Genomic DNA, 13,866 nt, shown 5'->3' on the forward strand with positions numbered 1-13,866 from the left:
CTTCCGAGTTGGCGAGTGTTAAGAGGTAACGAGGCTTCCACCATCGGTTCGGTTTCCCTCGCCATGACAGGCTCGCTGGCCGGACCAGCCACGAGATCGGAAGTTCCCGTCTGTCCGGCTTTGATGGGTTCTGCTGATTTATGGCGAACCGAAAGCACTCGGCTTGCCTCACCCATCTGCTCATCGCCGCATATTGCGTCATGCGGCGTGCAAGGTTTCTCACCTTGCGAGATCAGTAACGACTTTAAAATCAAAGCACTCCTTTCTTTGACTAGGACCTAACGCACATGGACGACCTTAACGTCATCGACGATTTCACCAGCACGTTTATTGCTTACATTGATAGTGGCTTTGGACTGCTTGCCGGTGACGTCGGTTTTCTGACCGCTGTCCTGATTGGCATTGATGTCGTCCTTGCGGGGTTGTTCTGGGCGTTTGCCGGCGAGCAGAACGTCCTGGGTCAATTTGTCAAAAAAGTGCTTTATGTCGGCGCGTTCGCTTTCATCATTAACAATTTCGCGTTGCTCGCGAATATCATCTTTTCGTCTTTTGCTGGGCTCGGCCTTGTGGCGACGGGAACGTCGCTTACCGCAGCGGACCTTCTAAAGCCGGGTTTTGTTGCGGCGACGGGATATGACGCGGCTTATCCGCTTCTGGAGGAAGCCAATTCGCTGATCGGTTTCCCGAGTTTCTTCACCAACTTCGTCACGATCATGATCATTTTGCTGTCATGGGTGATCGTACTCTTCGCGTTCTTTATTCTCGCCATTCAGCTTTTTGTCACAATCATTGAATTCAAGCTGACGACGCTTGCGGGATTTGTCCTCGTTCCCTTCGCGCTCTGGAACAAGACATCATTTCTGGCGGAGCGGGTGCTGGGCAATGTTGTCGCGTCCGGCGTCAAGCTCATGGTTCTCGCCATTATCATCGGCATCGGCTCGACGATATTCGGATCGGTCACGTCTACGTTTACGCCTGGGTCCGTCACTCTTGAGCAGGCCGCGTCAACGATACTCGGTTCTCTTTCGTTATTGGCGCTTGGTATTTTCGGACCTGGGATCGCGACGGGGCTCGTCGCCGGCGCGCCGCAACTCGGCGCAGGCGCAGCGGTTGCTACGGCTGCGGGCACTGGCGCGGCGGTGATTGGGGCAGGCGCGCTTGCGGCGTCTGGCGCCCGTGCGAGCGTCGCGGCCGGTCAATCGGCTGTGCGCGCCGGAGCGTCCATGGCCGGCGGCGCGAGCGCTGCTTACTCTCTAGGTCGCGTCGGGTCCGGCGAAAGCGGATGGCGTTCAACCGCCGCTGGCGTCGGCGCTGTCGCTCAGGCGGGCGCTGCTGGAGTTGCGGACCGCGCTCGCAGTTCCGTATCGCGCGCAATGGGCTCGCCGGGCGAAGCCTTTCGGTCCGGCGCGCGGCGCGCATTTACGTCAACCGGCGGATCAATCAACCAGGCGCTTTCGGCGGCGAAAGACGTACCCGGCGTGAAAGACGCAGCGGCAAATAACGCGCCGGATTGGGCGCAACGCATGCGCCGCGAGCAGGGATTGCGGGACGCGAGCCTGACGGCGACGCACATGATCGCTTCGGGAGACCGTCCGGGTTCAGGCGATGCGCCAAAACTTCGACAGGATGAGGACTGAGATGATGTTCAAGCGCGCTTCCGTAAAATACGGCGAAACCCCGGCGCCGGAGACTCCCTACCAACGCGCGCAAGCGATCTGGGATGAGCGGATCGGGTCCTCGCGCGCACAGGCAGCGAACTGGAGATTGGCGGCATTCGGATCGTTGATAATTGCATTGTCAGCAGTCGGCGGGCTCTTATGGCGATCGACGCAATCGATTGTGACGCCTTATGTCGTCGAGGTAGACGCGGCAGGGACAGTCCGCGCCATCGGCCCGGCGACTGAAACATACAAACCGAAAGATGCGCAGATCGCCCATCACATCGCGAATTTTATCCGCAATGTGCGCTCCATTTCGATTGACCCCGTGGTGGTCCGCGAAAACTGGCTGAAGGCTTATGACTTCGCCACGGATCGCGGCGCCGTCGCATTAAATGATTACGCGCGAGCGAATGATCCTTTCGCCGAAATCGGCCGTCGCAGCGTCAATGTGGAAGTGACCAGCGTGGTGCGCGCTAGCGATAATAGCTTCGAAGTGCGCTGGATAGAAAAGACTTACACCAACGGCCAGTTTGAGAGACAGGAGCGGTTTACCGCCCATATCACGGTTGTCCTGTCGCCGCCGCGTACAGCGGAAGCGATCCATAAAAACCCGCTCGGAATTTACGTTCACGGAATCAACTGGTCGAAGGACCTCTCATGAGGAGGCTTGGTATGAGGCGTTTATTATTAGCTGCGAGCGTCGCCGGATTAGCTGGGTGCGAAACGGCGACGTTTGAGGCGCCGCTTGATCCTGCGCCAATGAAGCCCGCGCGAGAGATCGCCTTTGGCGCGGACGAACCAGTACGCGAGATTGTCGAGACCGCAAGGCCTTATCCTTTACCTGGACAATTGAAACCGAAAGAGGAACCCGCGCCGCCGCCATCGCTCGCCCCTTTCGAACGGATCGACGCCGCAAACGACCGCGCCAAGGTGGAGCCCGACCTCGACCGGTTTTTCAATGCCGTACAGGTCTATCCCTTCATGGACGGCGCCCTTTATAGACTTTATGCGGCGCCGGAGCAGGTGACGGATATCGCGCTGGAGCCAGGCGAAATTCTCAATTCGGTTTCCGCTGGCGATACGGTTCGCTGGATTGTCGGCGATACGACCAGCGGCGGGCCTTATGGAAATAATGGCGGCGAGCGCGTGCATATTCTCGTAAAGCCTATTGCGCCGGACCTGAAAACGAATCTTGTCATCACCACGGACCGTCGCGCCTATCACCTCGAAATGCGCTCGTTTCGCGAAACCTACATGGCCGCGATTTCCTGGACCTATCCGCAGGACCAGTTCAAACGCCGCCGTGACGAGAACGAACAGTTGCGCAAGCGCGACGAAATGATCGTCGCTGCAGGCGTATCGCCTGGCGATTTGCAGTTTCGATATGAAATCGAAGGCGACAAACCCCATTGGCGTCCCGTCCGCGTTTTCGATGACGGGCGACAGGTGTTCATTCAGTTCCCTGAGAACATATCGCAAGGTGAAGCGCCGCCGCTATTCGTTCTCGGACGCAAAGGCGATCCTGAACTCGTCAATTACAGAATGCGCGGCAACTACTATGTCGTCGATCGTCTCTTTGCGGCTGCTGAATTGCGTCTCGGCGGGAAGAAACAGGATGTCGTCCGGATTGTAAGAACCGACCTGAAGAGGCGGTCGTGACCGAACGTGAAAAAGTAGACCCATCGACGCTCGAACTGCGGCCCAGCCCGCGGCCCGTCACGCGACTTAACAAGAACGCGCTGATGCTGGCGGCTGGCGGAGCGGCGCTACTCATCTTCGCCGCAACAAGCATTGCGTTGAAACCGCCGCGTGCGGCGAGCGATGCGCGCCCTCAAGAGCTGTACAATGTGGATACGAAGCCGACCGCCGAAGGGCTGGAGGCTTTGCCGGCGAGTTACGCCGATATTCGCCCGTCGCTTGGCGACCCGTTGCCTGGCGATCTTGGCGCAGCGCTTCTTCGCGCACAGCAGGCGGCGCAAGGCTCGGACCAGTCGGGAATAGACCTCTCGGCGCCTCCGCCCGTCGCGCCGTTTCGGAATTCACCCGAGGCTGATGCGGCGAGGGAGGCAGCGCTCAGGGAAGCGCAAATGGCCGCCGATGCGCGAGAGGCGGGGGTGTTCTTCCAATTATCGACTCCCGCAGTCCAGGCGATCAGCAGAGAAAGCGCGCCGGAACGCGTGTCGCCTTTTGATATTGCATCAGCCTTTCAAGGCGCCGCAGCGACGCCGGCGCCGTTCGGCAGCGAACGGGAAAACGATCCGAGCCGACAGTTCCGCAAACTTCAGTTTCTGGAGGGTGATCTCGATTCCGCAACTGACATCAGCCATCGTCTCGACGACCCGGAAACGCCGTTCGAAGTTATGGCCGGTTCGATTATCCCGGCAAGCCTGATCACGGGCGTCAATTCTGACTTGCCGGGAACGGTCGTTGCGCAGGTCACGCAAAATGTTTACGACACAGTGAGCGGCCAATATGTGTTGATCCCTCAAGGCGCTAAAATTATCGGCCGGTACGACAGCGTCATCGCGTTTGGGCAGTCCCGAGCTCTTTTGGTCTGGTCACGAATAATCTATCCGGACGGCGCATCCATCGTCATCGAAAACATGCCGGCGAGCGACGTATCCGGTTACGCCGGTCTCGCCGACAAGGTGGACTTTCATACATTCCGCTTGCTGAAAGGCATCGTCCTTTCAACGCTGCTCGGCGTCGGAACGGAATTGTCTTTCGGCGACTCTGAAAGCGATCTGGTTGAGGCGCTCAGAGAGTCCGCGCAGTCATCCGCTAATCAGGCCGGCCAAAGAATTATCCAGAGAAATCTCGACATCCAGCCGACAATCAGGATCAGGCCAGGATGGCCGTTCCGCATCATCGTTCACAAGGATCTCGTCCTTCGCCCGTATCAAGAAGAAGGAGCGATTCGATGAGTCTTAAGCTCGGCCCGATTCCTGAACGCGCTCCGATCAAGCTCAACATATCGCTCGCGCCTCCCGTTCACGAAGCGCTTGTCGATTATGCGGCGCTTCACGAGCGCGCCTATGGCGCGAAGGCGTCGATCCCGGAAGTTGCGGCCCTGATGATCGAAAACTTCTTGGAAAGCGACCGGTCCTTTCGGCGCGCGCGCAAAACCCTTCATCAACCCGTGAAAACAAAGGAGACTTCAAAATGAGCGTAATCGGCACATTTTCGAAAAGCCAGGATGGATACGCCGGAACAATTCGAACCATGACGATCAATGTGAAAGCGAAAATCGTCGCCAACGACAAGAACGGCAATGACAAAGCGCCGGATTTTCGAATTATCGCCGGTGGTGCAGAGCTTGGCGCCGCCTGGCGTTCGAACAGCTCCGGTGAGGACAAGAAGTCGTTTCTGAGCGTTGAACTCGATGATCCGAGTTTTGCAGCTCCCGTCCGCGCGGCGTTTTTTGAGAATGCGGACGACGGGACCGGCGCTCTGGTTTGGAGTCGCAATCGATAAATTTTAAGTTGGTAAGGTGGCGTAGATCGATGAAAACTCCAAGACGGCAGTTGCTTAATTCAGGTTTGGGAGACGCCAACCGCTCGCCCCTTCCTCGGGCTCGTAAATTTCCTAAGCCGGAATTGATTCGCAGAACAATGGATGAATGGCAGCCGCACTACGCACACAGGCTGACACAGGAAGACGCCCGGGAGATCGTCGATAACGCCGTTGGCTTTTTTCGGATTCTTCGAGAATGGAAAATTGCGGAACAGAAGGCGCAAGCAGGACATTCGAAGCACAATTAGAAAATGTGCGGCCCTTCAATGAAGCGCGTTCTGTTCTAATTGCGGCCAACCGGTTGATTGGCCCGCAATTTTCCCAAAGTTGATTCGTCGAACACTTTAGGAACAAGCCATTCGCACCGAGCCCGAATGATGCTAGAGAATCTATATTTCTCGTGAAGCGGAACGGACGGACCAATGGCCTCTCGAAACTGGGGAAAAACGCAATCAAAGCAGCAAACTGCGCCGCGCGCCGTAGTTTATGCACGCGTTTCCTCTAAAGAGCAGGAAAAAGAAGGGTTTTCGATTCCCGCGCAGTTGAAGCTCTTAAGCGAATACGCGGCGATAAACGGTATTCGCGTGGCTGAAGAATTTGTCGATGTTGAAACGGCCAAGAAAAGCGGCCGCACGCATTTCGACAAAATGATGACTTATCTGCGTCGCCATCCGACTGTGCGCGTTTTGTTGGTCGAGAAAACGGACCGCCTTTATCGGAATCTAAAGGATTGGGTGACCGTCGACGATTTGGACGTCGAGATCCATTTTGTAAAAGAGGGAACGGTTCTTTCCTACGACTCGCGGTCGTCCGAAAAATTCATGCACGGCATCAAAGTTTTGATGGCCAAGAATTACATCGACAATCTTTCGGAGGAAACCCGGAAAGGAATGCTGGAAAAGGCGGAACAGGGGATTTGGCCATCCTGCGCCCCGCTGGGCTATCACAATACCGACGGACCGAATGGGAAGAAGATAATCGAAGTCGATCCCGTCGCTGGACCGCTCATTGCCAAAATGTTTGAATGGTATGCAACGGGCCGTTACTCACTTCGGCAGCTTGGCGTTAAAGCACGCTCTCACGGGTTGACGTTTCGGAAGAGCGGCCAACCTGTAACCAACAGCACCATTCATAAAATTCTCCGCAATCGAATTTATACGGGCGAGTTCGATTGGAAAGGGAAGCGATATCAGGGCAGCCATGAGCCACTCGTAACCAGTGAATTGTGGGCGCGCGTCCAGGGCGTATTGGATGGAAGACACACATCCAAGCTGCGGGGATCATCCGCGCATGACTTCGCCTTCACCGGGCTGATAACCTGCGGCCATTGCGGCTGCGCCATGGTCGGAGAGCTGAAAAAGAAAAAATATGTCTACTACCATTGCACCGGGTTTAAGGGGAAATGCGGCGAGCCCTATACGCGTGAAGAGGTGTTGGAGGAAAAATTCACTTCATATTTGCGTAAGCTCCGGTTCGATGACGACGTTTTTGAGTGGGTGAGCCGGGCCCTTAAGGACAGCTGCGCTGACGAGAAGCGCGAGCATGCCGAGGCTATCGCTAGGCTTGAGAAGGAGCGAAATCGGCTGCAGCAGCGAATTGACGCCATGTATATCGATAAGCTCGACGGGCGGGTGTCAGAAGAGTTTTATGACCGAATGCGGACCCAGTGGCGTGACGAGCAGGCGCGTTGTGCGAAGGACATCGAGCGTCATGAAATGGCTGACGATTCCTACATGGACGAGGGTATCGAACTGTTGAAATTGGCGAAGGACGCCCATCGTCTGTTCGAAAAACAGTCGGCAAAAGAGAAGTCGAGGATGCTGAATTTCTTACTTTCGAACTGCACCTGGGCGCACGGAGAATTGAACGCAGAATTCCAGCAACCTTTTGATTCTCTTGCGGAAACGGCAATGATTGCAGCGCAAGCCTCGGCACCGAAAATGGGCGATTCGGCTCGTTTTGAGAAATGGCTCCCCGAACTGGACTCGAACCAGTGACCCGCTGATTAACAGTCAGCTGCTCTACCAACTGAGCTATCGGGGACCGCCTATAAGAAGCGGCGATATAGCAAAGGCGAGAGGCATAATCCACACCCTTTTTGCCGCGCGCGAATTTTTTTATCAGCAAGGAATGGAAAAAGCGTTACGAAGCTGAGACGGCCGCGTTTGGGGGAAACGCGGCCGGTACTCACTGTCGTGGGGTATGGTGGGGTATCTTCTCGGGAGAAGACAAGAATTAAGGTCTCATCAAGATATTAACATAAGGTTAACGTCCCGCCGAAGACGACGTCCATATTATTCGGCTGGCCCCCATAACGGATTTTCACGTTGTTTTCGGTCGAGATCCGGCCGGCGTCCATCATCGTCATGTGATTCGGCGTAGTCGCTTTCGGCTGACGCGCCGTCGCCAAGCGCAGGCTGTTTTTCGCCGCTCCACGCCCAGCGGTAGAACCGCGCGATATCGGCCCCGACGGCGTACATGGCGGGTACGAAAATCAGGGTCACGAATGTGGCGAAGAAAACCCCGAAGGCAAGGGCGACGATCGTCGGTTTCAGAAACTGGGCGTCGGTCGAGCGCTCGAACATGATAGGCAAAAGGCCGACAAATGTTGTCACCGAGGTCAGCATAATCGGGCGGAAACGGCCCACGCCGGCTTTCACAAGCGCTGAAAATGCGCCTTCGCCTTCGCCGCGCAGCCTGTTCACCCGGTCGATCAGCACCAGGTTATCATTAACGACAACACCAGCTGCCGCGCCGACGCCAAAGAATGAAAAGAGCGCAAAGTCGAGACCGAATAAAAAGTGACCGAATGCGGCGCCCATATAGCCAAACGGAATGGCCGTCATGATCAGGGCTGGCTGCCAGTAAGAGCCAAACGCAATCGCCAGCAACATATACATGGCGAAAAGAGCCACAGCGTAAAGGGCAAGAAAATCGCTCATGAATTCGGCTTGTTCCTCGGCGTCGCCGCGTTGGACGAGAGAAGCGTTTGGATGACGGCGTTTCCACTCCGGAATAAATTCCTGATTGTAGTTTTGCATGATTTGCGCGCGATCCGTGCCTTCACGCAGTTCAGCCGTAATGCGCGCTGACCGCTGGCGGTCGCGCCGGTCAATGCGCTTGAAACTCGGCGCAAACTTTGCGTCCGCCACCGCAGTGAGCGGCACTTCGCGCCCGTCGGGAGTACGAATACGCATCTGGTCAATGGTCGTCAGCGATTCTCGCGCCGACTTCGGGTAGCGCACCATGACGCGAACATCCTGGCCTTCACGGGGGAGACGCTGGACTTCTTCGCCATAAAACGCCTGGCGCACCTGCCGGGAGACTTCGGCGAGCGTTAGGCCGAAGCGCTCGGCGCCGGGTTTTAACTCGATTTGCAGCTCGGGCGTGGCTGATTGCAAATTGTTACGCACGTCAAAAACACCGGGCAGCGTGCGCAGGTAGGTTTGCACATCGACCGTTGCGAGACGCAATTCTTCCAATTCGTCCGCCTGAACGCCAAATGAAAGGTCAGGTCCGCCTTCGTTCTGGGTAAAGCCTATATTTATTTCCTCGGCGTCGGGAATGGGCCCCAGTTCGTCACGGAACATTTCCGCGACGTCTTTTGTGGACTGCTTTCGTTTGCCGGCTTCGATAATCGTCATATAGGCGGTGACTTCGCCCTCATCAGCGGCGATATAAATCGACTCGATAAAATCTATGTCATCGACTTTGCCCAGTTTTTCTTTCAGATTGGCGCCGGCGCGGGAAACCTCGTCGTAAATCTGCTCGGTTCGCGTGAAAGCCGATCCTTCGGGTAATCGCACGTTGAGTGAGATGAACGTGCCTTGAATTTCAGGCATGAATTTAAACGAAATCCAGCCTTGCGCGAGCAGCGCAACGGCAATCGCGAATGCGCCGAAAAAACCGACAACGGTAAAATACCGGAATTTCAATGCCGTTCGAATGATTGGTCTGTAGACTGTGTCTGCAACCTTGAGAATGCCTTCTGAAAACCCGCGTTGCAGTTGATAATAAACGCCGGATTTGTTTTGCGGCTTCATGTGAGACAGGTGCGCCGGCAAAATCAAGAACGCTTCAACCAGCGAGAACGTCAACGCGTAAATGATTGTCAGGCTGATCTGGCGGGTGAATTGCGCAGCGCCGCCGCCGATAAACAGCCATGGCGAAAACGCGATCATGGTTGTGATAACCGCAAAGAAGACCGGTTTCATGACAAGCTGTGTGCCAAGAATCGAGGCGTCAGGGCCAGTTCTGCCTTCTTCAACTTCGTTATGTATGCTTTCGCCGACAATAATGGCGTCGTCCACCACAACGCCGATAACAAGCAAAAAGCCGAAAATCGAAAGGAAGTTGAGCGACACGCCAGTCATCGGCATGAAGATGAAGGCGCCCGCGAATGATACAGCGATGCCGATTGCAGTCCAGAAAGCAACGGCGGGACGCAAAAACAACATTAAAATGATGAGTACCAGGATCAAACCGACGACGGCGTTGGATGCAACAAGACTCAACTGACCGTTAAACGGTTCGGCGGCGTCAAACCATATGTAAATTTGCGCTTCGCCTTCCAGTTCTTTGTTTTTTTCCTCGACCCATTCTGTCACTGCCGCTGAAAGTTGCGTGACATTAGATGTCTCAGGCGATTGAACAGCGAGTGTGATTGACGGCTTACCGTTAAGCGTGCGTATCTGCCGGCGGTCCTCGAAGCCGTCTACCACATTTGCGACATCCATCACCCGAATGACAGAACCGTCGGGGTTCTGCCGCACGACAATGCGTTCAAATTCTTCTTCCGTATCCGCGAGCGCGCGCGCGGCGATCTGGAGATTGCCGGTTTCCGTGCGCACCTGGCCGCCAGCGAGATTTAACGATGAACCCCTGATCGCCTGTGAAACATCGTCGAAAGTCAGGTTATAGCGGCGCAGCGCTTCTTCGGAGACTTCAATGGAAACTTCTTCTTGCGCGTCTCCCCAGAGATTGACGAGCGGAGAGCCGTTCGGAAGCTGTGAGAGTTCGTCGCGCAGGTCTCTGGCGAGCCGGTTTAGCTCGCGCTTGGGCAAATCGCCATATAGCCCCATAAAGACGCCGGGGCTGCGGTTTTGCCACTGGGATACGACAGGAGGAAAAGAATCGCGCGGCAGATTCGAAACGCCGTCTACGCGGTTTTTGACTTCATTTAGAAATCGCGTTGTGTCGATGTTATCATCGCCCTCGACATTCAGGGTTGCTCTGCCTTCACGGGCGGTAGAATCGATATGAACGACACCGTCGACATTGGCGAGCGCCTCTTCGATCCTCAATATGATTTGTTCTTCAACTTCCTGCGGTGAAGCGCCCGGCCAGGCCACGTTGATGGACGCGCCGGTGAACGTCGCCGACGGATCAAGCTCGCGTTCGAGATTCATGAAAGCGATGGCGCCCGCGACAAAACAGGCGACCATCAAGAGGTTTGCTGCAACAGCGTTGCGCGTCCACCAGGATACAATTCCGGTCACAGACTATCTCCCGACGTGTTTTGCGCGGTCGCGTTAGCGGAGGGCGGCGTCTCATCGTCTTCGTTAAGCGTTGGTGAAATCGCATCCGGGTCAGCAGGCGAAACCTTGTCGCCGTCATCGGCGCCGCGGAGCGGCGAAGTGACAATGCGGTCGCCGGGCGACACGCCGCTGGCGAGGGTTATGGTGTCGCGATCGGCCGAAACGATGCTTACGGTGCGCGCCTCAATCGTATCGTCCTCAAGTATCCGGTAAACCGTATCGCGTCCGTAAAGCGCGGATCTGGGTAACACGATCGCATTGTCATACGGCTTTCCTTCGATGGCGGCGTCGACGAAGAGGCCCATGGCCAGCGGCGTGCCGTCCTGCGCTGCGCCTTCGCCGTAGGGGTCGTCAACAACGGCGATCGCGAAGACCTGACGTGTCGCTGCGTCAATGGCGCCTTCTGTCCGGGCGATCCGGCCTTTCCATTCGTGATTTTCATTGGCGATGAACGCGGTCATGATCACGTCAGGGCCGGGGTTGTCGGAGGTTTCCACAAAAGCAAACGGCAGCCCGAGCTTCGCCAGATCATTATCCGTCAAGGCCAGACGGATTTCGGCGATGTCGGTTGAGAATATCCGGCCAAGCTGCGCGCCCGGCGATACGAACTGACCAACGCCGGCAATGCGCTCGCGTACACGGCCTTCGAACGGCGCGCGAATGTTTGTTCTCTCAAGGTTGAGACGGGCGGCCTGAAGCTCCGCCTGTGCGGCTTCAAAATTGGCGCGCGCCTGCGCAAGCTGGGGGATCCGCAGCGTCAACTCGGACGGCTCATCGCCTGAGCCGAGTTCGTCAAAGTCACGGCGGGCAAGCGCGGCTTCCGCTTCTTCCATACGCAGCGCCTGTTCGGCCTGCGCCACTCTGGCGCGGGCGCCCGCGGCGGCGGCGCGATATTCAGCGTCTTCGATTTTGATGAGGATATCGCCTTCGTCGAAAGCGCCGCCGTTCACAAAATTATCAGATGTCGAAATAACGCGGCCTGAAACCTGTGCGGTGAGGTTAATATCCGTACGCGGCCGAACTTCGCCTTGCGCGCTGACGTCAAGCGTCACGGATTGCGATTCGGCTGTAGTGTAAAAAACCGTGGGCGGCGCAATTTCCGGCGCCTGGCGTTCCAGGTTGGGGCGCAAGGACCCCATAAGGAAAATGAGTGCGATTATGCCGACGATGCCGCCGACAGTGCCTATCAATGTGAAAAACTTGCGAAACATGATTGCTATTTAGTCCCCGTATCTACGGCGGAAAGCGCCGCTAGCTTGTCTTGCGTCAGGAAGTCCCCGCCGATCGCAAGATAAAGCTGAACGCGATTGGAAACGCGTTGTTGTTGCGCCTGAATAAACTGGCTTTCCGATGAAATGCGGCGCGTCTGCGCGTCCAGCAGGTTAAAAATCGTTGCAGCGCCGCTGTTGTAGCGCCGTTCCGTCAATTCCTCCGCCGCCGCTGCTTCTTCATAGGCGAGACGCAAGGCGTCCTCACGTGCGGCCAGAAGGGTTTCGGCGGCCAGCGTATTCTCCGCTTCTTCGTAAGCTGTCAGCACAGTCTGCGCGTAGCTGTAGAGCGAGCTTTGCGCTGCTGCGCGGGCGCGTTTGGAATTCGCCAGCAGTCTGCCGCCCTGGAACAGAGGTTGAAAAAGGCCGCTTGCGATATTGCCGGCAAGACGCTCAGGATCAATCAAGTCCGCCAGTTGCGGTCCGGACGTGTTGATCTGTGACGACAAAGTCAACTGCGGCAGCATTTGTTTACGGGCTGCCCGCGCGCGCAATCCTGCAGCTTCCATTCTTGCTTCAGCCGCAATGAGGTCCGGACGCCGCGCCAGCAAATCGCCGGGCGCGCCGGCGCCGGCCAATGCCGGCAATTCGGGTAGACTTTCCGCCGCTTCAAGCTCGGCCGCAGGGTAGCGTCCCAGCAATACTTCAAGACGTCGCGAGGCTTCCAGTTCCAGCCGCTGGCGCAGCGCCAGGTTGGCCTGGCTGGAGCCTAAAGCCGATCGCGACAGGCGAACATCGAGGCTGGAAGAAACGCCGCGTTCATAGCGCCTTTCGGTGACGCGCAAGTTGCGCTCGCGCGCCTGCGTGTCGCGTTCAGCAAGCTCTCGTTGCTGGCGCGCTTCAATCAGCGCAAACCACGCCTGCGAGACGCGCGCGCCAATCGAAAGCCGCGCCGCTTCCAGATCGGCGTATGCGGCTGCGGCGTCCTTATATGCAGCGCGGGTCTGATCAGTCAGACGGCCCCAGACATCGAGCTCCCAATTGATCTGTGCGCCGATTGAAAAATTGTTGATGTAAAGACGCCGGTCGGGAAGGTCCTGTTCCGCAATTCCGTCGCCGTCGAGATCAAGACCGTCGAGGCGGCCGTCATTGTTAGAGTCAACGCCAAACTGGTCTTCCAGATCACCGGCCGACAAACCGCTCAAATCGGCGTTGCCGCCCCCGCCGGCTTGCGCAGCCGCTGTCGGGTCGGTGACAATGGCGTTGCGGCTTGCATTCGCGCTGGCGTTTAACGTCGGAAGCATGTCCGCGCGAGCAATGCGGGAGTTGGCCCGCGCCTGTTCAAGATTGGCGGCGGCGGCGAGAAAATCGTTATTATGGGATACGGCTTCATCGATCAGGCCGCGCAGTACCGTATCGTCGAATGCGGCAACCCAGTCGCCGGTCGGGGCGTTTGCGAAACGCTCGTCGGCTGTCCAGGATTCCGGCGGCTCCGGAAGCTGACTGTTGAGCAGTTCCTCGTCCACCGTGGCGCATGACGCCGTCATCACTGCAATTAGAGCTACGCCCCCGAATCGCATCCGGCTTCTCCTTTTCTTTAGCGGCGCCAGGCCAAATACGGGCCTTGCATCTTCATTATTATTATTCATTGTTACGATCTTACCTGACTTTTATCCGGCGCCGCCGCAAGGCTTAAGCGGCGGACAGTTGCGCGAATGCGGCGAATGGGGCGTTTCACGCCTTCATTATGAAAGAAACAGGACCAGAAGTCGTTAAAACTTTAATGACTAAATAAACGCAGATTCATCGGGCGCCAGTGTCAATTCTGAAAAAAAAGAAACTATTTCAAGGTGTTGTATGGAGGCCACGGCCGGAATCGAACCGGCGTACACGGCTTTGCAGGCCGCTGCGTCACCACTCCGCCACGTGGCCGGGAATTGAACCGCA

11 protein-coding genes and 2 tRNA genes are annotated in these 13,866 nt (G+C 56.7%); 8 read left to right on the forward strand and 5 right to left on the reverse strand.

All coding sequences use genetic code 11. The features are described from left to right. The first annotated feature begins 287 nt into the window (after positions 1 to 287). The 8 genes from trbL to ACQK2Q_RS03160 all read left to right on the forward strand — a co-directional run bounded on the left by trbL (position 288) and on the right by ACQK2Q_RS03160 (position 7,171). The gene (trbL, locus tag ACQK2Q_RS03125) at positions 288 to 1,637 is read left to right on the forward strand and encodes a P-type conjugative transfer protein TrbL (protein ID WP_425408296.1); all 1,350 of its coding nucleotides are present in this window, start codon (positions 288 to 290) and stop codon (positions 1,635 to 1,637) included. A 1-nt stretch (position 1,638) separates the two neighbouring features. After that, positions 1,639 to 2,322, forward strand: a complete 684-nt coding sequence (trbF, locus tag ACQK2Q_RS03130) for a conjugal transfer protein TrbF (RefSeq protein WP_425408297.1) — start codon at positions 1,639 to 1,641, stop codon at positions 2,320 to 2,322. An 11-nt stretch (positions 2,323 to 2,333) separates the two neighbouring features. After that, the gene (gene trbG, locus ACQK2Q_RS03135) at positions 2,334 to 3,320 is read left to right on the forward strand and encodes a P-type conjugative transfer protein TrbG (protein ID WP_425408298.1); all 987 of its coding nucleotides are present in this window, start codon (positions 2,334 to 2,336) and stop codon (positions 3,318 to 3,320) included. Next, the gene (locus ACQK2Q_RS03140) at positions 3,317 to 4,585 is read left to right on the forward strand and encodes a TrbI/VirB10 family protein (RefSeq protein ID WP_425408299.1); all 1,269 of its coding nucleotides are present in this window, start codon (positions 3,317 to 3,319) and stop codon (positions 4,583 to 4,585) included. Before trbG ends, ACQK2Q_RS03140 begins: the two co-directional genes overlap by 4 nt. Next, positions 4,582 to 4,827, forward strand: coding sequence for a DUF2274 domain-containing protein (locus ACQK2Q_RS03145; protein ID WP_375204045.1), 246 nt, complete (start codon positions 4,582 to 4,584; stop codon positions 4,825 to 4,827). The genes ACQK2Q_RS03140 and ACQK2Q_RS03145 overlap by 4 nt, the downstream gene beginning before the upstream one ends. Further along, entirely contained in the window at positions 4,824 to 5,135 is a 312-nt protein-coding gene (locus tag ACQK2Q_RS03150; protein WP_425408300.1) for a DUF736 domain-containing protein, read from the forward strand. Before ACQK2Q_RS03145 ends, ACQK2Q_RS03150 begins: the two co-directional genes overlap by 4 nt. A 29-nt stretch (positions 5,136 to 5,164) precedes the next feature. Further along, on the forward strand, positions 5,165 to 5,422 hold the full coding sequence (locus ACQK2Q_RS03155) for a hypothetical protein (RefSeq protein WP_425408301.1): 258 nt from the start codon (positions 5,165 to 5,167) through the stop codon (positions 5,420 to 5,422). 174 nt (positions 5,423 to 5,596) lie between these two features. Next, positions 5,597 to 7,171, forward strand: a complete 1,575-nt coding sequence (locus ACQK2Q_RS03160) for a recombinase family protein (protein WP_425408302.1) — start codon at positions 5,597 to 5,599, stop codon at positions 7,169 to 7,171. On the opposite strand, the gene ACQK2Q_RS03165 is transcribed toward ACQK2Q_RS03160, so the two are convergent. From ACQK2Q_RS03165 to ACQK2Q_RS03185, 5 genes are all read right to left on the reverse strand, one after another. Next, positions 7,142 to 7,217, reverse strand: a tRNA-Asn gene (locus ACQK2Q_RS03165). The genes ACQK2Q_RS03160 and ACQK2Q_RS03165 overlap by 30 nt on opposite strands. Before the next feature lie 251 nt (positions 7,218 to 7,468). Beyond that, positions 7,469 to 10,672, reverse strand: coding sequence for an efflux RND transporter permease subunit (locus ACQK2Q_RS03170; protein ID WP_425408303.1), 3,204 nt, complete (start codon positions 10,670 to 10,672; stop codon positions 7,469 to 7,471). Further along, positions 10,669 to 11,922: an efflux RND transporter periplasmic adaptor subunit gene (locus tag ACQK2Q_RS03175; protein ID WP_425408304.1), complete on the reverse strand. Its 1,254-nt coding sequence runs from the start codon at positions 11,920 to 11,922 to the stop codon at positions 10,669 to 10,671. Before ACQK2Q_RS03175 ends, ACQK2Q_RS03170 begins: the two co-directional genes overlap by 4 nt. A 5-nt stretch (positions 11,923 to 11,927) precedes the next feature. Next, positions 11,928 to 13,499, reverse strand: coding sequence for an efflux transporter outer membrane subunit (locus ACQK2Q_RS03180; protein ID WP_425408305.1), 1,572 nt, complete (start codon positions 13,497 to 13,499; stop codon positions 11,928 to 11,930). A gap of 278 nt (positions 13,500 to 13,777) precedes the next feature. Beyond that, a tRNA-Cys gene (locus ACQK2Q_RS03185) sits at positions 13,778 to 13,851 on the reverse strand. Positions 13,852 to 13,866: the final 15 nt, after the last annotated feature.

The organism is Hyphococcus sp., from assembly GCF_965228385.1.
GTDB lineage: Bacteria > Pseudomonadota > Alphaproteobacteria > Caulobacterales > Parvularculaceae > Hyphococcus.